Origin of the sequence: Lentisalinibacter orientalis (assembly GCF_040706535.1) — a bacterium.
GTDB lineage: Bacteria > Pseudomonadota > Gammaproteobacteria > Steroidobacterales > Woeseiaceae > Lentisalinibacter > Lentisalinibacter orientalis.
The window spans coordinates 84,010-109,035 of the sequence record NZ_JAPDRJ010000004.1 but is presented as its reverse complement, the minus strand read 5'-3'; the positions used below and the strand labels follow the sequence as shown (position 1 = coordinate 109,035).

At 68.3% G+C, this 25,026-nt stretch carries 19 protein-coding genes; 2 read left to right on the top strand and 17 right to left on the bottom strand.

Features of this window, described 5'->3' with window-relative positions:
- Nucleotides 1-24 precede the first annotated feature (24 nt).
- The 11 genes from ACJMK0_RS14465 to ACJMK0_RS14415 form a co-directional block, all read right to left on the bottom strand.
- Entirely contained in the window at nucleotides 25-1,428 is a 1,404-nt protein-coding gene (locus ACJMK0_RS14465) for an AgmX/PglI C-terminal domain-containing protein (protein WP_405239249.1), read from the bottom strand.
- A gap of 24 nt (nucleotides 1,429-1,452) precedes the next feature.
- Nucleotides 1,453-1,959, bottom strand: coding sequence for an ExbD/TolR family protein (locus tag ACJMK0_RS14460; protein WP_405239247.1), 507 nt, complete (start codon nucleotides 1,957-1,959; stop codon nucleotides 1,453-1,455).
- Complete coding sequence (locus ACJMK0_RS14455; protein ID WP_405239245.1) at nucleotides 1,956-2,450, bottom strand: ExbD/TolR family protein; 495 nt, start codon at nucleotides 2,448-2,450, stop codon at nucleotides 1,956-1,958. The genes ACJMK0_RS14460 and ACJMK0_RS14455 overlap by 4 nt, the downstream gene beginning before the upstream one ends.
- A gap of 13 nt (nucleotides 2,451-2,463) precedes the next feature.
- Nucleotides 2,464-3,120 carry a MotA/TolQ/ExbB proton channel family protein gene (locus ACJMK0_RS14450; protein ID WP_405233712.1) on the bottom strand — a complete coding sequence of 219 codons (657 nt, stop codon included), beginning with the start codon at nucleotides 3,118-3,120 and terminating at the stop codon, nucleotides 2,464-2,466.
- Nucleotides 3,121-3,223: 103 nt separating this feature from the next.
- Nucleotides 3,224-3,583 (bottom strand): hypothetical protein, encoded by a 360-nt coding sequence (locus ACJMK0_RS14445; protein WP_405239243.1) that lies wholly within the window; start codon nucleotides 3,581-3,583, stop codon nucleotides 3,224-3,226.
- Complete coding sequence (locus ACJMK0_RS14440; RefSeq protein ID WP_405239242.1) at nucleotides 3,580-4,203, bottom strand: tetratricopeptide repeat protein; 624 nt, start codon at nucleotides 4,201-4,203, stop codon at nucleotides 3,580-3,582. Before ACJMK0_RS14440 ends, ACJMK0_RS14445 begins: the two co-directional genes overlap by 4 nt.
- Complete coding sequence (locus ACJMK0_RS14435) at nucleotides 4,200-7,388, bottom strand: tetratricopeptide repeat protein (RefSeq protein ID WP_405239240.1); 3,189 nt, start codon at nucleotides 7,386-7,388, stop codon at nucleotides 4,200-4,202. The genes ACJMK0_RS14440 and ACJMK0_RS14435 overlap by 4 nt, the downstream gene beginning before the upstream one ends.
- Nucleotides 7,385-9,268 carry a tetratricopeptide repeat protein gene (locus tag ACJMK0_RS14430; RefSeq protein ID WP_405239238.1) on the bottom strand — a complete coding sequence of 628 codons (1,884 nt, stop codon included), beginning with the start codon at nucleotides 9,266-9,268 and terminating at the stop codon, nucleotides 7,385-7,387. The genes ACJMK0_RS14435 and ACJMK0_RS14430 overlap by 4 nt, the downstream gene beginning before the upstream one ends.
- A gap of 2 nt (nucleotides 9,269-9,270) precedes the next feature.
- Nucleotides 9,271-9,747: a hypothetical protein gene (locus ACJMK0_RS14425; RefSeq protein WP_405239236.1), complete on the bottom strand. Its 477-nt coding sequence runs from the start codon at nucleotides 9,745-9,747 to the stop codon at nucleotides 9,271-9,273.
- A gap of 239 nt (nucleotides 9,748-9,986) precedes the next feature.
- On the bottom strand, nucleotides 9,987-11,066 hold the full coding sequence (locus tag ACJMK0_RS14420) for a PepSY-associated TM helix domain-containing protein (RefSeq protein ID WP_405239234.1): 1,080 nt from the start codon (nucleotides 11,064-11,066) through the stop codon (nucleotides 9,987-9,989).
- A 4-nt stretch (nucleotides 11,067-11,070) separates the two neighbouring features.
- On the bottom strand, nucleotides 11,071-13,227 hold the full coding sequence (locus ACJMK0_RS14415; protein WP_405239232.1) for a TonB-dependent receptor: 2,157 nt from the start codon (nucleotides 13,225-13,227) through the stop codon (nucleotides 11,071-11,073).
- A gap of 139 nt (nucleotides 13,228-13,366) precedes the next feature.
- Between ACJMK0_RS14415 and ACJMK0_RS14410 the strand changes: the two genes are divergently transcribed.
- Both ACJMK0_RS14410 and ACJMK0_RS14405 read left to right on the top strand, forming a co-directional pair.
- On the top strand, nucleotides 13,367-14,071 hold the full coding sequence (locus ACJMK0_RS14410) for a GNAT family N-acetyltransferase (RefSeq protein ID WP_405239230.1): 705 nt from the start codon (nucleotides 13,367-13,369) through the stop codon (nucleotides 14,069-14,071).
- Between the two features lie 57 nt (nucleotides 14,072-14,128).
- Nucleotides 14,129-15,928 (top strand): amidohydrolase, encoded by a 1,800-nt coding sequence (locus ACJMK0_RS14405; RefSeq protein WP_405239229.1) that lies wholly within the window; start codon nucleotides 14,129-14,131, stop codon nucleotides 15,926-15,928.
- Between the two features lie 48 nt (nucleotides 15,929-15,976).
- On the opposite strand, the gene ACJMK0_RS14400 is transcribed toward ACJMK0_RS14405, so the two are convergent.
- The 6 genes from ACJMK0_RS14400 to ilvC form a co-directional block, all read right to left on the bottom strand.
- Nucleotides 15,977-17,080, bottom strand: coding sequence for a TauD/TfdA family dioxygenase (locus ACJMK0_RS14400; protein ID WP_405239227.1), 1,104 nt, complete (start codon nucleotides 17,078-17,080; stop codon nucleotides 15,977-15,979).
- Between the two features lie 8 nt (nucleotides 17,081-17,088).
- Complete coding sequence (locus ACJMK0_RS14395; RefSeq protein ID WP_405239225.1) at nucleotides 17,089-19,227, bottom strand: hypothetical protein; 2,139 nt, start codon at nucleotides 19,225-19,227, stop codon at nucleotides 17,089-17,091.
- A 49-nt stretch (nucleotides 19,228-19,276) separates the two neighbouring features.
- The gene (locus ACJMK0_RS14390) at nucleotides 19,277-19,735 is read right to left on the bottom strand and encodes a (2Fe-2S)-binding protein (RefSeq protein WP_405239224.1); all 459 of its coding nucleotides are present in this window, start codon (nucleotides 19,733-19,735) and stop codon (nucleotides 19,277-19,279) included.
- On the bottom strand, nucleotides 19,732-22,080 hold the full coding sequence (locus ACJMK0_RS14385) for a xanthine dehydrogenase family protein molybdopterin-binding subunit (RefSeq protein WP_405239681.1): 2,349 nt from the start codon (nucleotides 22,078-22,080) through the stop codon (nucleotides 19,732-19,734). Before ACJMK0_RS14385 ends, ACJMK0_RS14390 begins: the two co-directional genes overlap by 4 nt.
- A gap of 151 nt (nucleotides 22,081-22,231) precedes the next feature.
- Nucleotides 22,232-23,896, bottom strand: coding sequence for an acyl-CoA dehydrogenase family protein (locus tag ACJMK0_RS14380; RefSeq protein WP_405239222.1), 1,665 nt, complete (start codon nucleotides 23,894-23,896; stop codon nucleotides 22,232-22,234).
- Between the two features lie 94 nt (nucleotides 23,897-23,990).
- Nucleotides 23,991-25,007, bottom strand: a complete 1,017-nt coding sequence (gene ilvC / locus ACJMK0_RS14375; RefSeq protein ID WP_405239220.1) for a ketol-acid reductoisomerase — start codon at nucleotides 25,005-25,007, stop codon at nucleotides 23,991-23,993.
- Nucleotides 25,008-25,026 lie beyond the last annotated feature (19 nt).

Below are 25,026 nucleotides of genomic sequence, written 5' to 3'. Positions count from 1 at the left end.
CTTTGTCGGTTACTCGTCGTTCGTTCAGGTGGTAGCCGGGAGGAAATCGATCGGGTAGATGATCGTCATCGCGGCGATGTCCTCCTTGGCGCCGAAATCGAAACCGCTCACCCTGGCCACGATCTGGTCGGCCAGGTCCGGAGCGCCCATGTCACTGGAGTGCAGGCGGCACATCGAAACGCTGCCGTCGGGCTCGATGGTGAGCTTCAGCACCAGCTGGCCGCGCAGCGTCGGGTCGCGCCGCAGCTCCCGGTTGTACAGGCGGTACAGCGCCGCCTTGTAGCGGTCGAACACGATCTGGATCTCTTCGTCCGTGCGCCCGGCCGACGGTCCGCCGGCCCGCGGCCGGTCCGCGGAACCGTCCCCGCCGATGGAAGTCGCCACCTGCGTGACGCGGACGCCCTCGATGCCCCGGCCGCCGGCACCACCGCCTACGTCCCGACTGACGCTCGCCAGATTGATGCCGCCGCTCGACCCCGGCGCGTCGGTCGTGACCATGGCCCGCGTCGGTCGGCCCACGGCCGACTCGCCGCGGTTGCCGACCCGCGCGCTCGCGCCGAGATCGGCCGACGGTCCGGAGCGCGCCCGCTGTGCGAAGCTCTCCCGGAAGGCCAGGATGCCTTTCGAGCGGACCTCCTGTTTCGGCGCCGACTGCTCGGCCACCTTCGCGGGCTCGGTAATCTCGGGCGTCTTCTCGGGCGGGGTTTCCTCCGCCACCTGCTCCTCGGGCTCGGGCGGCTCCTCGATCACCGGATCCGGCTCCGTCTCCACCGTGCGCGCCGGCGGCGGCGGCTCGGGCTGGATGAGTTTGGCCACCCGCTCGGGGACCTCGATCAGTTCCTCGTGCTCGGGGACGGGCAGGTCGATCATGCGCAGGACCAGCGCCACCAGCACGCTCGCTGCCACGGTGGCGGCCAGCGACTGGCGGAAGCGACGATCCTCTTCCACGCCCCGGGTCCAGGGCATGATCATGCGGCGGAACGGGAGCGGCGAGGGGTCGCGCTCCAGCACCCACTCGTTCAGCTTGCGCTCCTGCTCCTCGCGGAGGTCGTGCAGTTCGGCCTGCAGATACTCGAGCACGTCGTCGTGCTCCTCGAGCTCCCGCTCCAGCTGGTCGCGCCGCTGCTCTATGCCCGCCACACGGTCGCAGAACGCCGTGGCCTGCCTGCGGACCTCTGCCAGGTGCGTGTCGCGCGCCTCGGCCGGCAGCGTATCGCGCCAGAACAGGTCCGCTGCACCGAGGCGCCCCAGCTGCTCCAGCGAGCCGGTGACCGCATCGAGGAGTTCGTATTTCTCGCGCTCGCCGGCGAGGGACTGCAGTTCCCCGCTGGCGGCACGCAGCCGCTCCTCCAGATCGGCGAGCTTCTCCTGCTCGGCGTCGATCTGGTCCAGGAGCGCCTGTTCTTCCCAGGTTTTTTCGAGACTCACTGCATCACCCCGATGAGGCCGCGGCTAGGTGGCGGCTGTGTCGGCGGGTTTCTGTACGACGGCCAGCGACACCTGGCCGTAACCCTCGCCCGTGCACGTCGTCATGATCCGCTTGATCACGGTGAACGGGACCGATTTGTCGGCCAGGATCGTGACTTCCTGGCTCTTCGCGACGGAGCGCGTCTTCGGCCCCACCACGCGCTGACTGATCTCCTCCAGCCGCGCCGTGATGGCCTCGATGGTGGCCGTCTCCGACTCCAGGATCTCGCTGACCCGGATGACGGACCGACCCTGGACGAGGACCTCGTCGGGACTCACGAAGATCACGACCGTCTCCCGCGGTTTCTCCTCCACCATGGATTCCGGCAGCGTGACCTGCTTCGGCGCTTCCATGACCTCCACGGAACCGGAGTTCACCAGGAGAAAGAACACGAGGATGGTGAACACGTCCATCAGCGACGTGAGGTTCATCTTCGTCACTTTGGTCCGGTTGCGCGTCATGCGCTTCAGGCGTCGGGTGTTCCTCATCATGGCGCCTCTCCTACCGAGATTTCCGGGAACAGGGCCACCAGCTGAATCTCACCGCTCTCCGCGGCCTCCATGGGCCGGCTCCTGACCACGTCCATCACCTGGATCAGATAGTCATAGGGTATGAACGGCTCGAGCAGGACCGAGGCGGCGTTCTCGCTGCGGTACTGCTGCTTCAGGGAGACCACGTGCTCGGACAGTGTCTCGAAGTCGTACTCGTCCTCGACCTTCGGTATGGCGGCGATGACCGACTGCCCGTTGGTGAGTTCGAAACCGCTCTCGCGCACGATCACCTCCAGGCGGAAGTTTGGCTCCGTGGTGGCGGCGCCACCGGAAGAGGACGGGAGGTCGAGCTCCACGATGGTCAGCCGCGAGAAGACCGCCGTGATGAGCAGAAAAGGCACCAGGACCACCATGAGATTGAGGAAGGTGGTGACGTCCAGCTCTGGCGTCTCTTTGGTGCGTCGCCTGTAATGATGCCGTTTTCTGAACATGGCGCTTCCCTCCTCAGGCGGCGACCTCGTACTGACGCTTGGCCTTCTTGCTGATGACGTTCAGAGCCTTGACGGTCGCCATCTCCAGGCTGTCGACGATGTCGCCCGTCTTGCTCGTGAGCACCGCATGGGTGATCAGCAGCGGGATCGCCACCATCAGGCCGAACGCCGTCGTGTTCATGGCCACCGAGATGCTGGCGGACAGCAGGTCGGCCTTCTCGGCCGGATTTGCATTGGCCACGGCGGTGAACGCCTGGATGAGGCCCATGATGGTGCCGAGCAGGCCGAGCAGCGTCGCAATGCTGGAAGCCAGCGCCACATAGGCGGTGCGCTTCTCGAGCCGCGGCACGATCTCCATCATGTTCTCCTCCATGGCGATCTCGATATCCTCACGGCGGCGCACCGCGCCCTGCAGGGAGAGACCCATGTTCAGCACCTGGGCCACGGTGGACTCGTCTTTCGCCGTGACCTCGCGGGCCTTGTCGAAATCGCCTTTCGCGAGCAGCGGCTGCACCTCGTCCCACACGCGCTGGTTCTTCCGGGTGACCCGGTCCAGCGTGATGTAGCGTTCGATCGCGATCGCGGCACCCACCGCGAACACGATCAGTATCGGGTACATGAACGCTCCGCCCGAGGCGAAGAAACCTACGATCGAATAAAAAATGTCCATCACCTTTTCCTCATCTGACAGAACTTCGTAACAAACCCCAAGGGGACATGCCGGCACCTGCCGGCGTCTCGACCGCGAGCGTGGCCGCCGCCCTGCGCGCGAGTCATTCCGCCCTCTCCCCGCCGGAACGGATCCCGTAATAACGGAGCTCGCGCGCGAAGACCTCCGGGTCCACCGGGCGGGCACGCTCGTCGAGCGAGTCCGCCAGAGACGGATCGTCGCCGAGCTCGGAACTCTTCCAGGGCACGATCACGAGGGCCTTCGGCGCCTCCTCGTTCCCGAGGATCGACATGCCGGACATCGTCCGCGGGTTCTCCGGTGTCGTCCCGGCGGTATCCTCCGCCGCCGCAGTCATGGCCTCGGCCTCCTCGGAAGACTCCGGCGCCTCGTCCTCCGCACCGGCCTGCAGGCCGATGCCGAGCAGCGCGAGTGCGAGCCATGGTGCGAGCTTCGCGGGTGTCATGGCGTGGTCTCCCCGAGACGATTGCGGATGTCGGCGATCCATAGGGCGGCCTCCTCGTCTGCCGTCACCGTCTTCATGTAGGCCTCGTAATTGGCCAGCGCGCACTCGGGATCGGCGAGGTAGAGATCGCACAGGATCGCGAGGTTGCGGCGCGCGTAATGGAAGCCGGGGTAGATCTCCAGCGCGGTCTCGTAGCTCCGCCTGGCCTCGTCGAAGCGGCCGGTCTTGCGGTACACGATGCCGAGCTCGTTGTGCACGATCGGGTGTTCCGGATTCAGCGCACGGGCGGCCAGCAGCTCCGTCTCGGCAGCCTTCAGCTCGCCCATGCGGTGATAGGCGATGCCGAGGTCGATCCGCGGTGCGCTGAGAGACGGCGCCTCTTCCGCCACCTGCCTGAGGAGCTCGATGCCCTGCTCCTCGCGCTCGTTCTCGAGCAGATCGAGAGCGGTCTGGTAGTCCTCGCGCACGGCCGCGCCGATCCGCGCCTCTTCCGTGATGGTGAAGCCCACGGCTTCCTGGATCTCGATGCGCGCGCCGGGCCGCGGCTCCGGCGCCGTGGCCGCACAGCCGGCCAGAATCAGCACCAGCAGCGCAGACAGCGGACGATGCAGCTTGCTCATGGCGACTCGCCTCCCGGCGCCCCGTGCGCCAGCCCGGATACACCGGTTACCTGGACCTCCGCCTCGGGAAGCACGACCGATTCCACGGCCGGGTCTGCCGGCGTCTCGGGGACCACCGGCATGCGATAGGCGTAGACGTCGATGGAGCCGAGGAAGCCGCTCGAGATCTCGTTCTTGGCGTAGCGGCCCGGCATCATGACGGCCAGCCGGTCGAGGCTCTGCTGTATCCAGTCGTTGTAGACGCCCAGAGCCAGCAGCTCGAAGTTTTTCTCGTGCACGACGATCGCCTGCTCCTCGAACGGCCAGGCCTCTTCCTCCAGGACCATCTCGTAATCCATGAGCTCGGCCTCGGACAGGCCCGCCGGCCGCTCCGACGCCATGATGGCGTCGCTGAACCGGTAGTAGATCTCCGCGATGTAGTAGGTGGCGGCCGCCGTAACCTCGCCCACCTCGTAGTCCACCAGCGCCTCGAAGGCGCCCATGGCGGCATCCATCCGGGCCTGCTTCTCCGCGAGGCTGCGCTCGAAGGGCTGCACCAGTTCGAGTTCCGCGAAGTGTTCGTAGCTGAGCTTCGCCAGCACCAGTCCCGCCCGGGCGGCCAGGTAGCGGGTGCGCTCCGTGCGTTCGTCGCCGCCGTCGGCATCCCGTGCGACGATCTCGCGCAGCTCGTCGTGATAGCCCGCCGTATCGCCCCGGTCGCGGTAGATCTCCGCGATGCGGTTGCGGGTCTCGACGTGGACGTCCAGCGGCGCGGGATACTCGCCGACGTAGCGTTCGTAGACGGCCAGCGCGCTGTCGGTCCGCTCCGCCTCCTCGTAGAGGTCCGCGGCGACCAGCAGCGCTTCGCGTGCGAGCTCCGGATCCTCGCTCTCCGTCGCGATGCGCTCGTGTTCGGCGGCGGAGCGGGCGAGCTGGCCGTCCTCCCGGTAGATGTTCGCGAGCTGCCTGGTGGCGTCGTCCGCCAGCTCGTGTTCTGCATGATCCTCGCGGAACTCTTCCAGGACGCCTGCGGCACCCTCCCAGTCCTCGAGTTTCACGAGAGCGGCGGCGGCATCGTATTCGGCTGCCGTGCGGATAGCGGACGTCGGCGCGGCGGTTTTCACGCGCAGGAAATGCTCTGCCGCCGCCCGGTAATCCTCGAGGAGGTTGGCCTGCTCGCCCTGCTTGTAGATGGCGGCCGCAAGACCGTCGATGATGGCCGGGCGCGACTCGTGATCTTCCGCCGTGAGTTCGAGCACCCGGGCGTAGGCCTGTTCCGCGCGGGGATATTCGGTGACGTCCATCGACGAGTGGCCTACCACGATCCAGGCGGAGCGCCGCAGGGCGACGTCGGTCCCGGGATAGCGTTCGATCAGGGTGTCCGCGGCAGCAATTGCGCGCCGGTAGTCCTTCATGGCGTAGAGGTCATCGGCCGCTGCGCCGAGCACCGTCGGCGCCTTCTCGTGGCCCGGGAAGGCCTCGGCGAAGCGCAGCGAACTCTCTACCGTGCGCGCCTTGGCCTCCAGCTGCCCGGCACCGGTGGCCCGTTCAAGGTCCTGGCGATGGGCGTAGACCGCCGCATAGCCGGCGGCCGCCGACTGCTCGTGCTGCGGGTAGTCGTAGGCCGTGCGCTCGTACTCCAGCGCGGCGCGGGCGTAATCCTCGTTCTCCAGAAGCAGGTCGGCCAGCTGGTAGTTGATGGGCGGGGATTCGTCGTCCGCCGGGAACGAGGACAGGAACTCGCCGTACCAGGTCAGCGCTTCCGCATAATTGTCCGGACGCTCGTCCGCGAGGTCTTCCTGCTGATAGAGCGCATGATAGTGGTTCGCCAGATCCTTGAGATTGGTCTTGAGAAAGCCCATGACCTCCGGCGTAGCCGCGGGATCGTAGTGCTGCCAGTAGTCCGCCTGCAGCGCGTAGCGCTCCGCGAACTCTTTCTTCGCCTCGACGACCAGGCGGGGGAATTCCCCCTTCTCGTAGATCTCGACGACGCGCATGCTGAAGTGAGGCGCGACGCGATGGGCGGGATTCAGGTCGATGAAAGAGTTGTAGACTGCCGCCGCGTCCTGGAAGCGCAGCTTGTCCAGATAGAACTCGCCGAGGTTGCTGTAGATGCGGTCGCCGTAGCTCCGCGCGCCGTTGGCGGCGAAGTAATCGTCGATCACCTCCGGCCCGCCGAGGTTGGAGAAGCTCAGGGAGATCACCCGGAAGGTATCGGCGATGCGGTGATCGTCTCCGCCTTTCTCGTCTTCCCCGCGCCCGTCGTCTCCGTTGTCGAACGCCCGGTCGAAGTCGAAGCCGGTCGCCACGCGATGATCGAGCATCGCCATGTAGCGATGCAGGGCCTCCTCGTACAGCGCCTGCTTGTAGAAGGTCCAGCCGAGCTTGTAGAGAGCGAGTTCGTAGTATGGGGAGGTCTCGCCGAAGTTGATGATGGCGCCGTAGGATTCCTCGGCGTCCAGGAATTTCTTGCGGACGAAGAAATACTCGCCCCGGCGGAACCAGACTTCGTCGACATAGCGCGAGTCCGGATACTCGGTTACGAACCGGTCCATCACGGCCATCGCATCGTCGCTGCGGCCGAGTTCGTCGTAGGCGCGGGACATCTGGTACAGGACCTGGTCGTTCCGCTCGTAGCCGGGATACTCCTCTAGAATGCGGCGGTAGGTCCGGATCGCCTCCACCGGCCCGGCCAGCGCAGTCGTATCCATCCCGTCCGGCAGCGCGGGTGCCATCGCGTCGGCCGCCGGGGCCGGCAGGGTCTCTGCACTCGCCCGCGCCTCGAAGGCCTCGCTGCTCTCCGCATACTCGGTGATGCGGATACCGTCGGCCGCGGCTCCGGCGCCGTTGGAAACCGGCCCGCGGGGCGCGCGCTCCGCGGCGATCGCCTCCGCATCCTCGTCCACGGCCATCTCGATGAGTTCGCCGGAACCGATCACGCCGAATTCCTTCTCGATCTGCAGATCGGCGAGACGGCGCATGGCCTCGGGGGTCATGACGCCGGAGGGGGTCTCCTCCAGGTAGCGACGGTAACTCTGCTCTGCCCGTTCCAGACTGTCGGCGACGCGGACGTCCTCGAGATCGGGCTCCACGGCGCGCAGATCGGCAAGCGTGTCGCGCTGCTGCACGCCGGCGCAGCCGGCGGCGAGCAGCGCCAGCCAGACGATGGTGAGATTGCCCGCGAGATTTCGGGATCGCGCTTTCATTCCGCCTCGCTCCGCGCCTGCAGCTGGGTGGCCCGGTCATAGCTGTCGGCCAGCGCATAACGGGCGTCGTCCCGGAATTTCTCCAGCCGGTCGCGCCGCGCCACCAGTTCGTCGATGGCGACGACTTCCAGCAGCCGCCCCTGGCGGGCCATCAGCCGGTCCAGCCGTGCGATGGACTCGCCCACCCGGGTTTGCAGCCGTGCGAGCGGCGTGTCGTAGCCCTCGTAGCTGTGCGAGGCAGCCTGGCGGACGCGCACGAACTGCCGGTAACGGACCTCCAGCGCCGTCATGGCGCCGTCGAGCTCCTGCAGATGCTGGTGGAACGCGTCCAGGCGGTCGTGGTACTCGGTGCGCAGTGCCCACAGCAGCCTGCCTTCGAGACGGCGCACGCGGACCCGCGCCACGTCGTCCGCGGCCGCGCCCTGCTCGTCGAGTTGCTCCTCGACCGCCTCGAGTGTCGCGAGCATCCGCTGCTCCTCGCGGGTGGCGAGGAATTCGGGCCGGGGCGCGGTCAGCATCGACTGCAGGCGCTTCTTCAGCATCTCGTGCTGCTCGAGCCGCAGGCGCATGCGCGAATCGAGCTCGCGGAATTCGGTATCGATACCCGGCAGCAGCGGTTCGTAATGATCCCGGCGGATCCCGACCATCTCTCCGTAGGCCTCGAAGCTGGACTGCCAGCCTTCGAGTTTCCGGCGCAGATCGGCGAGATCCAGATAGTTCTGCAGCCCCGTCTGGAAGTCGTGGGAGGCCATCAGTTCCATGAGGTAGTAGGTTTCCGGCGTCTCCGGCAGCGACCGGAGCCGGATCACCCAGTCCTCGTCCTTGCGGATCTCCTCACGCACCAGTGCCTCCAGAAAACGCCCCTCGCGGATGCTGAGGATGGAGGCATCCAGCTTGCCGAGTTCGGCGCCGTAGGTATCCAGGGCACGGCCGTAGTATTCCGCCGCGCGACCGTGCACGGACAGCTGGCCGTAGGCATACGGCAGCGCCAGCATGGCCTCCTGCGCCGCCTTGTCCGTCGTCTCCCGGCCCGCGAGGATGGACCACGGCACGACCGCGCGTTCGTAGTTCTCGGCGCGTGTCGACGCCCAGCCGGAACTCAGCAGAGCCTGGTTGGAGAACGGGCCGTCCAGGCTCACGCGGTCGAGGTAGGTGGCGGCCTCCTCGTTGCGGCCGGACTCGAGCAGGATCGTGCCCAGTACCAGGTTGGCCTTGTCGCGGATCGCGGCTGCCGCCTCGTCGCCGGCCTTCACGCGTCCCGCCCGTTCCAGCTGCGCGACGGCCGCCGTCTCCCGGCCGTCCTGCAGGTAAGCGATACCGAGGTTGTAGGCCACGAAGCCCTCCAGATTGCGCGAGCCCCGCAGGTCCTCGAGGACCGGGATGGCCTCATCCGGCCGACCCGTCGCGAGGTAGACGTTCGCGCGCAGGAAGCCGATGTCGTCGCGTATTCCGGCCGGCACCTCGCCCTCGATGCGGTCGAGCGCCTCCAGCGCCTCGGGCATCTGGCCCTTCTGGAAATGGATGCGCGCCAGACGGTAGGCGGCCTCGTTGCGCACCGGCTCCTCGACATCGCCCTCCAGCACGGCCCGGATGGCCCGGCCCGCGCGATGGTGCATCCGGTAACGCAGTTCGAAGTCACCCACCGAGAACTCGGCCCGGTCGATGTGGTAGTGGAGCGGATCGAGCTCGGGCTCATCGACGTCGTAATGCTGGCCCAGCTCCGTATCCAGCCGCTCCAGCGCATCGAAGTAATGGCCCATCTTCGCGTGATAGAGCGCCTCGCCGAACCACAGGTCACGCAGCTCCTCACAGCGCACCGGCGCCGCCGTCAGGGCGAGGGCAGCGGCCAGAGCAATCGGGAGGAGCGAGGCGCGTTTCACGGCTACCAGTCTCCGAGCGCGATCCTGTCGCCGGAGCCGTCCAGCGTGATGCCGATCATCTTCGGCTCCACGCCTTTCACGAAAGCGAATTGCTGCGAGCCGTTCACCTCGTTGCCGTTCTTCAGCTTGCCCTTATAGCTCACGCTGAGGCTGTGTTCGCCGGTCGGTATGTTGCCGGTGTAGAGGCGCTGGACGCCGCCGTCCTGCAGCGCCTCCAGTTCCTTGAAGCTGTAGATGTAGTGAGCGACGAGTTCGCCGTTGATCTCGACCTGCACGGCGTCCAGGCGCAGCGCATCGCCGTCCGCGATCTCGACGAAAAGCGCCACCTGCGTTCCCGAGGGATACAGCAGGCGTTCTTCCAGACGGCCGAGTTCGGCGGCGATGTCGAGCACGTCGGACTTCATCTCCTGCACCTGCTCGTCGAGTCCGCGCATCTGCTCGCCGGATATGTCGCCGGCAGCGTCTGCGGCACTGCACATAACAAGGCTCAACAGCGCGATTCGAATGAATTGGTACATGATCGGCACCCGTCCTGACTGTGGGGGTCGGCTCTGCAGAGGGGGGCGACCTCCGCTGTCCCTCCCGTCTCGTGTTCCGAGGGCGCAGTGTCGATCAACCGCACACCCCAATCTGTGACCAGGTTCGCAAATCTATGTGGGCTAATCGGGACCGATTGACAGGTCCGGCAGGAAGCTGACGGTTCAGGACCGCCGTTATGTCAAGAGCAACGGGCCAGGGCGCGGCGGCTGGCGCCTGCCCGCAGGCGGCGGCGCCCGAGCATCAGGCGCAGACCGCTCAGCGCCATGAACAGCAGGGACAACGAGACGAGCGTGAGGAACAGCCGATAGCCCGGCCATCCGGTCTTGCCGGCGTGGAGCGGATACAGGGCATCGAACACGGCGGGTCCCGCGCCGCGCCGGGTCGCGTCGATGACCTGGAGCGTCTCGCCGGACGCGGGGTGCACCACCACATAGCTGCGGCCGTTCGGATGCAGCTCGCCCTCGTTGCGCAGCCGGACCAGCACCGGAGCACCGGACTGCCGCGGCGGCGAGACGAACCGCACCACGCCGGCCGGGAAAACCTCGCCGGCTGCATCGAGCACCTGCTGCCAGTCAATCGGCCCGTCGTCTCCCTCCACCGTCTCGACGGACGGTGCGAGCGGAGGCTGCGCGCCGAGAACTGCGTTCAGCGACGACTGGAACGGCGCGGGGAACACCATCGCCACGCCGGTGACGACCAGTCCGGCGAACAGCAGGCCGAGCGTCGCGCCCTGGGCCGCATGGCCGCGCAGGAGGTAGCGGGACTCCGTGTTACGGGGCCAGAAATAGCGCAGCCGAAAGATATTGCGCCGGCGCACCCAGAGCCATACGCCGGAGACCAGGCTGACGAGTACGAGACAGCCGAGGATTCCCACGAGGGTGTGGCCCGGCTCTCCCGCCAGCAGATACGCATGCAGCTCGAACAGAAAGGCGGGCAGGCTGTCGCTCCAGCCCCACTCCGCCACCAGGGCGCCGGTCTCCGGGTGATAGAGCCTCTCGCCGCCATCGGTCAGGTAGGCATGATAGGCGGGACGCGCCGGCCGCGGCATGGCGAGCGCCGAGAGCCGCCCTTCCGTGGCGGCGACGATGCGGGCGATGACTTCGGCGTCCGGCGTCTCCGCCGGCAGCGTCTCCGGCAGCTGCGGATAGCGCCAGTCGACGTACTCGTCGGCCCAGAGCAGCGCGAGCCCGCTCAGGGTCGCCACCGCCAGCCAGGCGGCGATGACGACCCCGAGCCAGCGGTGCAGCCGGCGGATCATGCGCTCAGAACGCCCGTTGCCACCCGAAGGTCAGCGTGCGGCCGTTGCCGGCGAAATAGGTATCGGACCGCTGGAAGGGCTCGGTCTGCGCGAAATAGGTGAAATAGTCCTCGTTCAGCAGGTTCTCGACGGCCACGGAGAAGACCCCGTAGTCCGACTTCCAGCTCACGAAGGCATCGGCCAGGGTATAGCCGTCGAAGTCGGCGGCGTCCGCGGGCGCGCCCGGGCCGTCGAAGCTGCGGTCTTCCAGCCGCGCCGCCTGCAGCCGCCAGCGGATGTCGTCGCGGAAACGGCCTTCGGCGTAGACGTTCAGGCGGTCCGGCCCGATGTTCAGGCCGTCCAGGTCGCTGTCCACGGAGCCGTCGCCGTCGGAATCGAAGCGGCCGTCGATGCGACTGTAGTTCGCCCCGACGCTGAGCGTGTCGCTGACCGCGTAGTCCAGGGCGAGCTCTATACCGTCGATCTCGGTGCGCTGGCGTTCCACCTCGAAGATACCGGCCTCGTTGCTGAGGAGCCGTGCACCGTTGTCGGCGGTGGATTCGTAGTAGGTGGCGCGGGCCGTCAGCCGGCCGTCGCCGTATTCCACGCCCACCTCGGTGTTGTCGGTGACGATCGGCTCCACCGCGAGCAGGCTGTCCACGTCCAGGCCGGGGGTGGAGACGCCGCGCAGTACACGGCCGACGTCCGGCATGGTGAAGGCTTCCGCAGCGGCCGCATACAGCGTCCAGCTATCCGTCAGCCGCCAGATTGCGCCGGCGTTGAACAGGGTCTCGTCGAACTCGGGCTCGCCGCCTGCCACGAAGGTGCTGCCGGCCGAGGCGATGGTGGTGTAGTCGTCCACCTCCAGACTCGCGTTCTCCTGCCGCGCGCCGCCGGAGAGCGTGAAAACCTCGTTGATGGTCCAGCCCAGCTGCAGGAACGGCGAGACGGTCTCGAACCGGGTCTCCGGCACCCACTCGCGGCCGCTGCGCGCCAGTTCCTGGGCCGAGTCGTCGCGGAACCAGTCCACGCCCGCCGTAAAGTTGAGGTCGGGGTCGACGAACGCGCGGTTCCAGGTGGTCTTCAGACCATTCTTGTCCGAGACGATCTCCGACTGGTCCAGAAACGGCCCGCCGTCCGGTGTGAGGCGGAAGAAGTCGCCGAAGGTGCCGCCCTCGAACAGCGCGGAGTAACTCTGATCGTAGACCTGGGCTTCGAGGCTGCCGCCCAGCACGGCGTCCTGGCGCCAGGTCAGCGAGACGGTCGTCACCTCATTACGGGCCGGGTCACCCACCTCTGCGGAGGGGTCGCCCTCTTCGGTGCCGGTCGGAATACCCGCCGCCCGGTCGCCGGGCACGCTGCGGAAATCGCCGTTGCGCTCCAGGTCGTAGTCGTTGACCAGCAGGGTCAGCGTGGCGTCGTCGGTCACCCGCCATTCACCCTTGCCGAACAGGCCGAGCGAGGTCGAGTCCATGATGTCGCCCTGGGTGGGATAAAGGCCCACCGGGTCCCCGTCCGCGTCGAGGAACAGTCCCCGGTCGTGGTACGCGAAGCCGACGATGAAGTCGAACGCGTCGCTGCCGCGACCGGTGGTGGCCGCGATCTTGTAGCCGTAGGCGTCGGAATCCAGGTCGTCCGCCGTCGTGAGGCGAGCCCGCAGATCGGTCTGCCAGGCATCCCCGGACACCGGCGCGCGGGTCACCGTGTTCACGACGCCTCCGGTGGCGCCGACGCCCTGGATGGCATTCGAGCCGTTGATCACCTCGATGCGCTCGATGAACGCCAGGTCGATGGTGTGGCCGTCGCGCTGGCCGTCCCGCAGGGCGTTGTGCTGGGGGACGCCGTCGATCAGGTACAACGGGTTGCGGCCGCGCAGGGTCTCGCTGCGCCCGGTGAGCTTCTGGGAGCTGGGCGCGAACCCGGGCACCGAGTTGGACAGTACGCTGGCGAGATCGTCGCTGATGGCCGACTGGAGCTCGATGGTCTCGGCATCCAGGATGGTCAGCGTGCCGGGAATGGCGGTCGCCGGCTGCTGGACGCGGCTGGCGCTGACCACGATCTCCTCGATCGCGCCCTCCGCGGCGTCGTTACCGGACTGCGCGGCCGCGGATTCGGGCGTGCCTGTTCCTGCCGCCAGGATGAGGCATGCCAGTAGCCCGGGGCGGGTCATGGATGAAGTCATCGTCGCTCCTCTTGCGGTGGTTCCAGATGCAAATGCGAATCCTTCTTATTTCGTGTCTTGTTGTCAACTGCGGCTTCTACGGATCCGCCGCCACGTCTCCGCAACGAGATGGCAACACGGTTGCTGATAGCATTCGGCCATGAAGTACACGCGGGATTACCGGGAACGGCTCACGCTCGATGACGGCACGCTCATCGAGTTCCGCGCCGTGCAGCCCTGGCACAAGGCGATGCTGGCGGAGGGGTTCACCCGCCTCTCGCCGGAATCCCGGCGCCGGCGCTTCTTCACGAGCAAGACCGGCCTCAGCGACGAGGAACTGCGCTACCTCACCGAGTTCGACGGCACGGATCACTACGCCCTGGGTGCCATGCTCCCCGCCGGCGCGCCCGACGGCGAAGCGCAGGGCATCGGCGTCGCCCGCTTCGTCCGCAGCACGTCGGATCCGGAGACGGCGGAGATCTCCATCGTGGTGGTGGACGACTGGCAGCACCGCGGTGTCGGCAAGCGTCTGCTGGAACGTATCGCCGGCGCGGCAGCCGAGCGGGGCATCCGCCGCATCCGCTCGGTGGCGCTCGCCGACAACCCGGACGTGCGCGAGTTGCTGGAGCGGCATACCGAGGGTCTGGAAGTGCGGCGGTCGGAACCGGGCGTCGTCGAGTTCAGCTTCCCGCTGACGATGCCGGTGAGCGACGACATCTTCGACGCCCTCTTCTCAACGCTGCGGCTGGTGGCGCTGGGCTCGTTCATCGTGCCGATCTGGTTCGGCGAGCAGACCGTGCGACGCCTGCTGTCCCTGGGCCGTAACCGGGAGCGCGACGCCGACGATACGCCGAACGGCTCCTGAAACGTCGGTCGCTCGCCTATACTGCCGTCCGGGATATCGCCGCAGGGGAGCCAGCCGATGACGCCGACCGTTTTCAGACTCACCAGCCGCCTCGCCGCCACGGCGGCGCTGGCCACCCTCGCCTGGGGTTGCGGCCCGTCGCCGGAACCGGACGCCGGAACCGCCACCGACGCGGCCGCCGGCGCCGAACCGGCCGACCTGATCCTGAGCGGCGGCATTATCGTCACCCTTACGGGCCCGACTCTCGAAGCCGGCGCCGTCGCGATCCGGGATGGCAGAATCCAGGCCGTGGGCACGGCCGAGGACATCGCGGCCGTCTGGGAGGGCACCGGCACGCTGGTCAGGAACCTCGGCGGCCGCACGGTGCTCCCCGGCTTCATCGATGCCCACGGCCATTTCCTGCAGGTGGGCTTCCTCGCCCAGTCCGCAAGCCTGTTGCCGCCGCCGGACGGCGGGGTCACCGACTTCGCCACCATGGCCGCCGCACTCGAGGCCCACCGGGACAGCGACCAGGCGGCGAAGATGGGCTGGATCGTCGGCATGGGCTACGACGATGCCCAACTCGACGAGCAGCGCCATCCCACCGCCGCCGACCTCGACGCGATGATCTCCGACATGCCGGTGCTGCTGATCCACCAGTCGGGCCACGTCGCCGTCGTCAACAGCGCGGGTCTCGAGGCTCTCGGCATCACCGCCGCGAGCGAGGACCCGCCCGGCGGCGTGATCCGCCGCAAGCCGGACGGCCGCGAGCCGGACGGCGTGCTGGAGGAGACCGCCTTCTTCGCCACTCTCGACAAGCTCCCGCTGCCCGAGGACCCGGAGAGCTTCGCCGCCATGGTGGCTGCCGCCCAGGAATCCTACGCAGCCGCCGGCTTCACGACGGCCCAGGAAGGCCGCGCCCTCCCGGCCAACGTGCGTGCCCTGCAGGCCGCGGCAAGCGGCGGCCTGCTGAAGCTGGACATCGACGTCTACCCGGACCCCACCTTCGCGCGCGACGCCGCGGAGTTCGACGGCCTCATGGAAAACGCCTCACGCCGATACGAGAATCACCTCCGCATCCCGGGCATCAAGCTGTCGCTGGACGGCTCGCCCCAGGCGAAGACGGCCTGGCTGAGCCTGCCCTACCACGTGCCGCCCCACGGTCAGGACGAGGACTACCGGGGCTATCCCCAGCTCGAGGACGACTACCTCGCGACCGAGGTGCGCCGGGCCTTCGAGAATGGCTGGCAGGTGCTGACCCACGTCAACGGCGACGCCGCCATCGATCAGTTCCTGGCGGCCGTCGGCAAGGCCACCGAAGCGCTCGGGCCGGGTGACCGCCGGCCGGTGGCCATCCACGCCCAGACCGCGCGCGAGGACCAGCTGGACGCCATGGCGGAACTCGGCGTGATCCCCTCGTTCATGTCCGTGCACACGTTCTACTGGGGCGACTGGCACCGGGACAGCGTGCTCGGGCCGGAGCGCGCGGTGCGCATCTCACCTGCCCGTTCGGCGCTCGAGCGTGGCATCGTCTACACCAGCCACAACGACGCGCCGGTGACGCCGCCGAACAGCCGCATGATCCTCTACAGCCAGGTGAATCGGCTGACCCGTTCGGGCCGGGTGCTCGGGCCGGAACAGCGCGTGACGGCCCGGCAGGCGCTGGAGGCCATCACGAGCAGCGCCGCACGGCAGCTGTTCGAGGAAGCGCGCAAGGGCACCATCGAAGCCGGCAAGCTGGCCGATCTGGTCATCGTCGATCGCAACCCGCTGACGATCCCGCCGGAGGAACTGATGGATCTGACCGTGCTCGAGACCCTCAAGGAGGGCGAGACGATCTGGCGGCGGGAGGCGGCAACCGCGACGGCCGCGCGCTGAGACGATCGGAGCCGGACCGGCCGAGCCGGTCGACGCCACCCGCGCCGATCACACGGATCGCGGCGGGGCGCCTCGCAGTCGCGCCTGCAGCCTTTGCGGCGCCACCCGCGCGAGCAGACGCAAGCGGCCGGAGAGGCGTGACAGCCGGCCGCGGCTGCTGCCCGGCAGCGACAGCCACAGCCTGAGCAGGTGGCGCCGCTCGGTCGGGGCCGCGTAATCCTCGTAGGCCGTGCGTGCGTGCAGCACGGTGTGATTGGAGACCAGCTGGATGTCCCCGGGCGCGAGATCCATGTCCAGGCGGTTGTCGGGGTCCTCGGCGATGCTCTCGTAGAGACCCAGCAGTTCACGCTCCGCCTCGCTCATCGACGGCACGTGCTCGTAGTCGAACGCCGAGCGGAAATAGTCGCTGTGGTAGAAGGTGCGCAGGTGCCCGCCGTGGTAACGGCAGGGCTCGATCGGCACCGTGCGCACGCCACCCTCGCCGTGGGTATCCAGGTGGAAGGGCCGGTAGAGACGTTCCACCAGGTCCGGCCGCCGTGACAGCAGCTCGTTGTAGACCGTCACCGAACTCACGATGCGGCTGAGACCGCCGGACTTCGCCTTGCGCAGGCACAGCAGTCCGACCACGTCGGCCGCGTCACAATGGTAGGCAATGTTCTTCGCCGTCTTGTAATAGCGCCCCGAGTCCCGGTCAGCGGCGGAGCGCGTGTCGATGACGTGGCCGAGCAGATCGCCTTCCGGATTCTGGGTGCCGGGGATGCCCAGGTGCAGGCCGAACGCCCAGAAGAAGGTCCCGGCCTCGTCCTCGCTCCAGTCCGCGACCGGCACACCGCGGATCAGCTGGAAGCCCCGGCCGTCGGCCAGCTCCCGGCGCCACTCGTCGATGCGTGGCGCCAGCAGGGGCAGCGGGAAGTCCTGCCGTCGCAACCGTCGCAGCTCGAGGCCGCGGGCCGCGACAACGTTCACGGCCGCACGAATCTCGTCGACTTCCGCCGGCGTCAACTCGTGGGTCCAGTCACTAGGGCGTAGGTCGCTGCCGCGCCAGGCCGCCGGACCCGTAATCGGCTTGCGGCGGATCTTCGCGTGGGGACGCGCGAAATAGTGCAGGGTCTGAGCCTGCAGGGTGTTGTAGGAGCGGCGGCCGAACAGCATGGTCCGGTTCAGCGGGGCAGGCCCATGGGAAAGCGGCGTCGCATCTCGTCCCGCAGTTCCTCGGCGACCTCGGGAGAGAGGCCCGCACCGCCGAGAATGCGGTCCACCGTCTCCGGATCGCGGCCGTTCTGCAGGAGCAGGGGCGCCAGCGCGCGCATCTTCATTTCGTCGGTGGTGATGCGCCGCACATAGTCCAGGCTGCGGTCGAGGTCCCCGATGCCCACGGCCAGGGCAGAGTAGCCGCTGTCCCGCAGCGAGGTCTCACTGAACGAGCCGACCCATTGCTCCGTCCGCTGCGGGTCGGCTCGAACCATCGGTCGTACCATCTGCTCGACGAGCTGGGGCGAGCGGTCCTGCGCCGGCATGCGCTCGTAGATGGCGATGGCATTCTCGGGCGCGGCGCTCGCCATCGCACCGGCGACGCGGGCCAGAGCATGGCTGCGCAGAGTCTCGTCGCCGATGCGCCGGGCGATGGCCAGGGCCGTCTCGGGGTCATTCCGGCTCATCCCGCCGGTCAATGCCGTGGCAATCCGGTCGAAGTCGGGGTCGCCCTGATAGCCCTCGAGCCAGGCGGCCGCGATGGCCGGATCATCGGCACTCTTCTGGTTCGCCATCGCCGTCAGCCAGGCTGTACGCTCCTTCCCGTTCAGGCGGGCCAAATACTGGGCGGCGATCTCCGGATGGGTCGTGACGATGCGACCGGATACTTGCCGGAGCAGCTTCTCTCGCTCGTCCGCCGGTCGCGCCAGCGCGAATTCCATCGCGGCCCGGGGGTCCGCAGTGGCAAGCCCGTTCACCAGGCTCAGCACAGCCTGGCTGCGCTTCGGCCCGGCGGGCAGCTCCGCAATGTAACCGGCAGCCAGGTCGGGATCGGTATCCGCAGCGCCGCTGATAGCCACCATCAGCGCCCGGGCTCGTTCATCCGGGTCACCCAGCGCGGCGGCACGGTTCAGTCCGACCAGCGGATCGCTTCGTGCCGCCTGACGCAGCACCATCAGCCAAATGTCGCCCCGCTCACCCTCCACTCGCTCGGCCCAGACTAGCGCCTCGTCGATGTCCCGCGACACCAGCGTCCCGATGATCGACCGCGCTACCCGTTTGCGCACCTGGGGCTCGGCGATGCCGAGGACGGCGTCGGCGGCACGCTCCGGCGCGGTCTGCGCGAGCAGGCTCAGCATCGAGTAGTAGGCGCCCTGCCGCGCGCTGGCGGGGAGTCCGGCGGCGAGCTCCAGTGCACGATCCGTGTCCTCCACAACAAGTGTCCCGAGCGCAGCGGTCTGCATTTGTGTGCGGAGTCGTTGATTATCCTCACGCCGGGCCGCGTCCCACAGACCCTCCGGATCCTGTTTGGCCCATGCGTGCGTGGCGGGCGCCATGACCGCATTTCGCAAGCGGCCGTCATCGAGCTGCCTCACTCGCGCGAACGCGGCCTCCGGATCCGCCTCCGCCCAGGTTCGGACGATCAGAGAAAGCGCCGTCTCGCGGGCCTCCCGATCCTCCAGTTCCAGCGCCCGCTCGAAAGCGCCTGCCGGATCGCTTTCCGCGTTAGCCGCGACAGCGCTGCCCTGGACGTGCGGCGTCCGCAAAGCCTCCGGCAACCGTGACAGTACGGCGGCTGCGCGATGACTGCCGCGCCACGCATGGGCGTTGACGATGCCCGTCGCAGCCGAGCGCTGCAGGTCCGTCTCGCGGGAGAACGTCTGCAGCCCCGCCAGCGCGCCGTCCAGGTCGCGGCGCGCCCAGTCGCCGAACAGCGCCTGCAAAAGCTCGTGCGCTTCCGGCGGCGATTCCGCCGCCGCCCGGCGCGCGGCCGGTTCGGCATCGAGTTCTGTGAAGCGCAGATAAAGCACCCGGCGAGCCAGCCGGCGCTGCGCCGGATCGGCGATCTCGGCCACTTCGTCGATCAGGGCCGCCACTCTCTTCTCGCCGGCACGGCCGGCGAGTGCATGCAGCGCTTCCGAGCGAGCGAAGGCGGTCGGCAGCGACACGGCCTGCTTGAGGTCGTGCACGTCGGCGTAGTGGCCGCGCCGCAGACGCGCGGCCGCTTCCTCGCTCACGGTCGGGGTACCCGCGGCGACCTCGTTCGGCCTCGGCTGCGCGACTTCTCCGTCGCCGCAGCCGCCGAGCAGCGCGGCCAGCGACAACACGCAGACGGCTGCGCAGACGCCCCTCCGTGGCATCCCGGTCCCGTCCCAGTCAGCCCAGCGAGGCGGCCGCGTCCTTGATGGCGCGTCGGATGCGCACGTAGGTGGCGCAGCGGCAGAGGTTGCCGTCCATGGCCTCGTCGATGTCCTTGTCGCTCGGCTTCGGATTCTTCTTCAGCAGATCGACCGCGGACATGATCTGGCCGGACTGGCAATAGCCGCACTGGGGCACGTCTATCGCCTGCCAGGCTGCGCGGACGGCTTCGGCCTCGGGGCCCTGGACGCCCTCGATGGTGGTGACGCTCGAATCGGCGACACTGCCCACCGGGGTCACGCAGGCGCGCCGCGCCCTGCCGTCCACGTAGACGACGCAGGCGCCGCACTGGGAGATGCCGCAGCCGTACTTCGTGCCGGTGAGCTGCAGCCGGTCGCGCAGTGCCCACAGCAGCGGCATCTCGCTCGGGACGTCGAGTTCGACGGATTCACCGTTGACGGTCAGTTTGGTGCTCATGACTGTTCACTCCCGCTGCTGAGGCTGTCCAGGCTGTCCGCATTCGGCCCGAAGACGGGCAGGCGGCGGATACGCTTGCCGGTGGCGGCGTAGATGGCGTTGGTGAGTGCCGGGGCGGCCGGCGGCGTCGGCGGCTCGCCCACCCCGCACGGCGGGGCGTCGGACTCCATGATCTTCACCTCGAAGTTCCGCGGCGCCTCGCTCATCTTCATGATGCGCCAGGAGGGGAAGTTCTCCTGCTGGATGACGCCGTTCTTGGCGGTGATCTCGCCGTACAGCGCGTTGGAGAGCCCGTACAGGCAGCCGCCTTCCATCTGCGCCTCCACGTGGCGCGTATTCACCACGGTACCGGCGTCGATGGCGGACCAGACGCCTGGTATGGTGAGCCGGCCCTCGTCGTCCACCTTCACCTCGACCACGGTGGCCACGTAGGCCAGGAAGGAGCGATGCGCGGCGATGCCCAGGCCCCCGCCGCTGCCCATCGTGCGGCCCCAGCCGGCCATCTCGGCGGCCATCTTGGTCACGTTGGCCAGCCGGCCGGTATCGATGGGGTATTCCTCGAACGGGTCGCCGTAGTTGTCGTACTCGGCGCCCTCCTCCCGCGGGTCCACGATCCGCGGCGGTCCGATCAGTTCCAGCAGGAAGTCCTTCTGGTCGCGGCCGGCGGCCGCCGCGAGTTCGGCGGCGAAGCTCTGGATGGCGAAGGCGTGATAGACATTCGCCACCGAGCGCAACCAGCCGATGCGCACCTTCGCCTCGGCCGGCCCGGTCTCCAGCTGCAGGTTCGGCACGATGAAGGGGTTGTCCGAGGCGCCCAGGCGCAGCTCGCCCCAGGAGGGCTCCGTGACGCCTTTCTGGAACGTCGACGGGATGGGCGGAAATACGGTGCGGTGCAGGAACGCCGTGCAGCGGCCCTCCTCGTCCAGGCCGCCCTCCATGTGCTGGCCGCTCACCGAGTGGAAGTAGCCGTGCTTGAGGTCGTCCTCCCGGCTCCAGGTGACCTTCACCGGCCTGCCGATCTCCCGCGCGAGCAGTGCGGCTTCCACGGCGAAGTCCGGCTTGGACTTGCGGCCGAACGCGCCGCCGAGCCAGGTCGGCGTCACGATCACCTGCTCCGGGTCGACGTCCAGCGCCCCCGCGACCGCGGACCGGGTGGCCTGGGGCGCCTGTACGCAGGCCCAGACCTCGCACTTGTCGCCGTCCCAGCGCGCGGTGGCCGCCGGCGGCTCCATGGGTGCCTGGGACAGATGCGGCACGTAGTAGTCGGCGGATACCCGTTTCGCCGCCGATTCGAGCGCCTTCTTTACGTCGCCGCGGCTGCGCCGCACCTGGCCGGGCTTGCGGGCCGTCTCCAGGAGCTGCTCCCGGAAGGCGTCGGAGTCGTAGTCACCGTTCGGGCCCGCCTCCCACTCGATCTCCAGCGCCTCGCGACCCTGCAGGGCGGACCAGGTGTTGTCGGCGATGACCGCGACGCCGCCGAGGGGCTTGAAGGCCGCCGGCGGTTCGGGCGAATCCAGCCGCACGGTACGCAGCACGCCGGGCACCTCCAGCGCCTTCTCGTCGTTCACGCTCTTCACGCTGCCGAACACCACCGGCGGGCGGGCGATGACCGCGTAGACCATGTCGGGCACCTGTACGTCGATGCCGAAGGTGCCCTTGCCGACCACGATGTCGGGGACCGTGAGGGACGCGACGTCCTTGCCGATGTAGCGCCAGTCGCTGCGGTCCTTCAGCCGGACGGCGTCCTTGTCGGGAATATCGAGACCGGCGGCGTCCGCGGCCAGCTCGCCGTAGCCGAGGGTGCGTCCGCTGGGCCCGTGCACCACCTGGTGCAGCTGCGCGCTGCACTCTTCCGCCGGCACGCCCCAACGGTTCGCCGCCGCCGTCTCCAGCATGTGGCGCATGCCGGCGCCCGCATAGCGCAGGCGGGTGAGGTTGCGGCGCACGGAGCGCGAGCCGTCGGTGTTCTGGTCGCCGTATTTCGGATGACCGATAGCCTGCACCACCTCGATGCGGCTCCAGTCGGCCTCGAGTTCGTCGGCCATGATCTGGGCCATTGCCGTCCAGGTCTGCTGACCCATCTCGGAGCGGTGACAGGTCACCGTGACGGTACCGTCTTTATCGATGCTGATGAACAGGCTCGGCGTGGCGTCTCCGCCCCGCACGTCGCTGAGGCCGCCGGCCGTCTGGTCGGCCCGCGCGCAGCCCGTCAGCGACAGCGCGAACGCGAAGCCCGTGCCCGCCGCGATGCCGGCGAGGACGTCCCGCCGGGTGACCCGCGCGAGCGGAATCTCCGTGAGGGCTCCGTTCCCGTCCTGCCGCCAGCTGAGCGGCCCCGCCTCCATTTCCGGTCTCGTGTCCGGTCCGATGTCCGTCGCCATGGCAGACTCCCTGTGTCGCGGTGCATCAAAGCGCCTCGGCGCTGCCTATCAACATAACACGGCAATGGGCCGTGTATCAGGTGCTCAACTCAGGCACTCATGTCAGGCACTCATGTCAGGCACTCAGGGGCGACGCACGCTCGATCAGCCCGCGCGCATCGAGGTCCAGCCCCGGCGCGAAGGCGCCCCAGGTATAGCCCCGCTCGGAGCGCAGGCGGGTGGCGGCGAAACCCTCGGCCACGATCGGCGGCGCGACGCGGAAGAGCTCCGCCGCCTGGCATGCGAGCGCCAGCGACTCGACGAAATGCCGCGCCGTGGCTTCGCCCAGCGCTTCTTTCACGTTCAACGTGGTGACCGTGTGGATCAGGCCGTCGAGGTGGCGGTCGGCGCCGCGGGCGTCGTCCAGTTCCGCGAACAGCGCTTCCAGCACGCCCGGGTCGCGCTGGATGGCGCGCAGGGTATCCAGCGCGATCACGTTGCCGGAGCCTTCCCAGATGCTGTTCAGCGGCGACTGGCGGAAGTAGCGCGGCATCGGCGACTCCTCCACGTAGCCGGCGCCGCCGAGACACTCCATGGCCTCGTAGACGAGGGCCGGCGTGCGCTTGCAGATCCAGTACTTCGCGATCGGCGTGAGGATGCGCGCGATGGCGGCGGCATGCTCCGAGTGCGGGGCATCGTCGAACGCGCGGGCCACCCGGAAACTCATGGCGAGCGCCGCCTCCTGCTCCAGCGCCAGATCCGCGAGCACCTGGGCCATGGCCGGGTGCTCCACCAGCCGCGGGCCGAAGGCGCGCCGGTGCCCGGCGTGCCAGAGCGCCTGGGACAGCGCGGCGCGCATGATGGCCGTCGAGCCCACCATGCAGTCGAGGCGGGTGCCCTGCACCATCTCGATGATGGTGCGCACGCCGCGGCCTTCCTCGCCCACCATCCGCGCCCACGCGTTGTGATATTCGATCTCGCTGGAGGCGTTCGAGCGGTCGCCCAGCTTGTCCTTCAGCCGCACCACCTGGATGGTGTTGCGCGTACCGTCCGGGCGCCACTTCGGCGCGAAGAAGCAGGACAGGCCGGCCTCGGTCTTCGCCAGCGTGAGAAAGCCGTCGCTCATCGGCGCCGAGCAGAACCACTTGTGGCCAACGAGTTCGTACTCCCCGTCCGCGCCGAGCGGCACGGCACGGGTGGTATTCGCGCGCACGTCGGAGCCGCCCTGCTTCTCGGTCATCGCCATGCCGAGGGTGACGCCCCGCTTCTCCCCGGCCGGGAGGCAGCGGGGATCGTAGGCCGCCGCCGTCACCCGCGGCTCCCACTCGGCCGCCAGGTCCGGCTGATGGCGCAGCGTGGGGATGCAGGCGTAGGTCATCGAAAACGGGCAGCACACGCCCTGGTCCGCCTGACTCAGGACGTACATCAGCGCCGAGTGCGCCACGTGCCCGCCCCGCTCCGCCGTCCAGGCCACCGAGCTCACACCGCTCTCGAGCCCCAGCGCCATCAGCCGGTGGTAGTCGGGATGGAAGTCCGCCTCGTCGATGCGCTGGCCGTAGCGGTCGAAGGCCTTCAGCACCGGCGGACTGGCATTCGCCCGCGCCGCCCAGTCCTGGACCTCGGCCGAGCCGACTCGCGCGCCCAGCCGGCCGAGTTCCGCATCCATCCAGGCCGCGCCGCTACGGCTCACGGCCTCCTTCAGCGCGATGTCGTTCTCGTAGCAGTTGACGCCCTCCAGCGGTGGCGCCTGGTTGATGACCTCGTGGGTCGCGAGTTCGGTACGGGGCTTCAGGTGTCCCATCGTTCGCTCCGGTCGGTGGCTATGCCCACAATGTAACGCCGCCGCAGGGCGGCGTCAGCCGTGGACGGACCGGATGACCGTGCCGGTCTGCGCGTCAGTTCTTCTCCCGGTCCACCAGCCGGTTGGCCGTGATCCAGGGCATCATCTCCCGAAGGCGGGCGCCGGTGGTCTCGATGAGGTGTGCCTCGGTGTTGCGCCGTTGCGCCGTCATGGACGGATAGTTCATGGCGCCTTCGGCGATGAACGACTTGGCGTACTCGCCGCTCTGGATGCGATCCAGGGCATTGCGCATCGCGGCCCGGGACTGCTCGTTGATGACTTCCTTGCCGGTGAAGTACTCGCCGTACTCCGCGTTATTGGAGATGGAGTAGTTCATGTTGGCGATGCCGCCCTCGTACATCAGGTCGACGATCAGCTTCAGCTCGTGCAGGCACTCGAAGTAGGCGAGTTCCGGTGCGTAGCCCGCCTCGACCAGCGTCTCGAAGCCGGCCTTGACCAGCTCCACGCAGCCGCCGCAGAGCACGGTCTGCTCGCCGAAGAGATCGGTCTCCGTCTCGTCGCGGAAGGTGGTCTCGATGATCGCCGTGCGGCCGCCGCCGATGCCGCAGGCATAAGACAGCGCGACGTCCTTCGCCCGACCGCTCGCATCCTGGAAAATGGCCACGAGATCCGGGATGCCGGCGCCTTTGGCGAACTCGCTGCGCACCGTGTGGCCGGGCGCCTTCGGCGCGATCATGACGACGTCGAGATCCGCCCGCGGCACCACCTGGTTGTAATGGATGACGAAGCCGTGGGCGAAAGCGAGGGTGGCGCCCTGCTTCAGGTTCGGCTCGACCTGGTCCCGGTACAGCGCCGCCATGGACTCGTCCGGCGCCAGCATCATCACCAGATCGGCGCCGGACACGGCCTCGGCCACGCTCTGCACCCGCAGCCCTGCCTTCTCGGCCTTCGCGACGGAGGAGGAACCCTCCCGCAGCCCCACGGTGACGTCGACACCGGAGTCCTGCAGGTTGAGAGCATGGGCGTGGCCCTGGGAGCCGTAGCCGATCACGGACACTTTCATGCCCTGGATGATGGAGAGGTCGCAGTCCTTGTCGTAGTAGATGTTCATGGCGGGCTCCTGTCGCTGA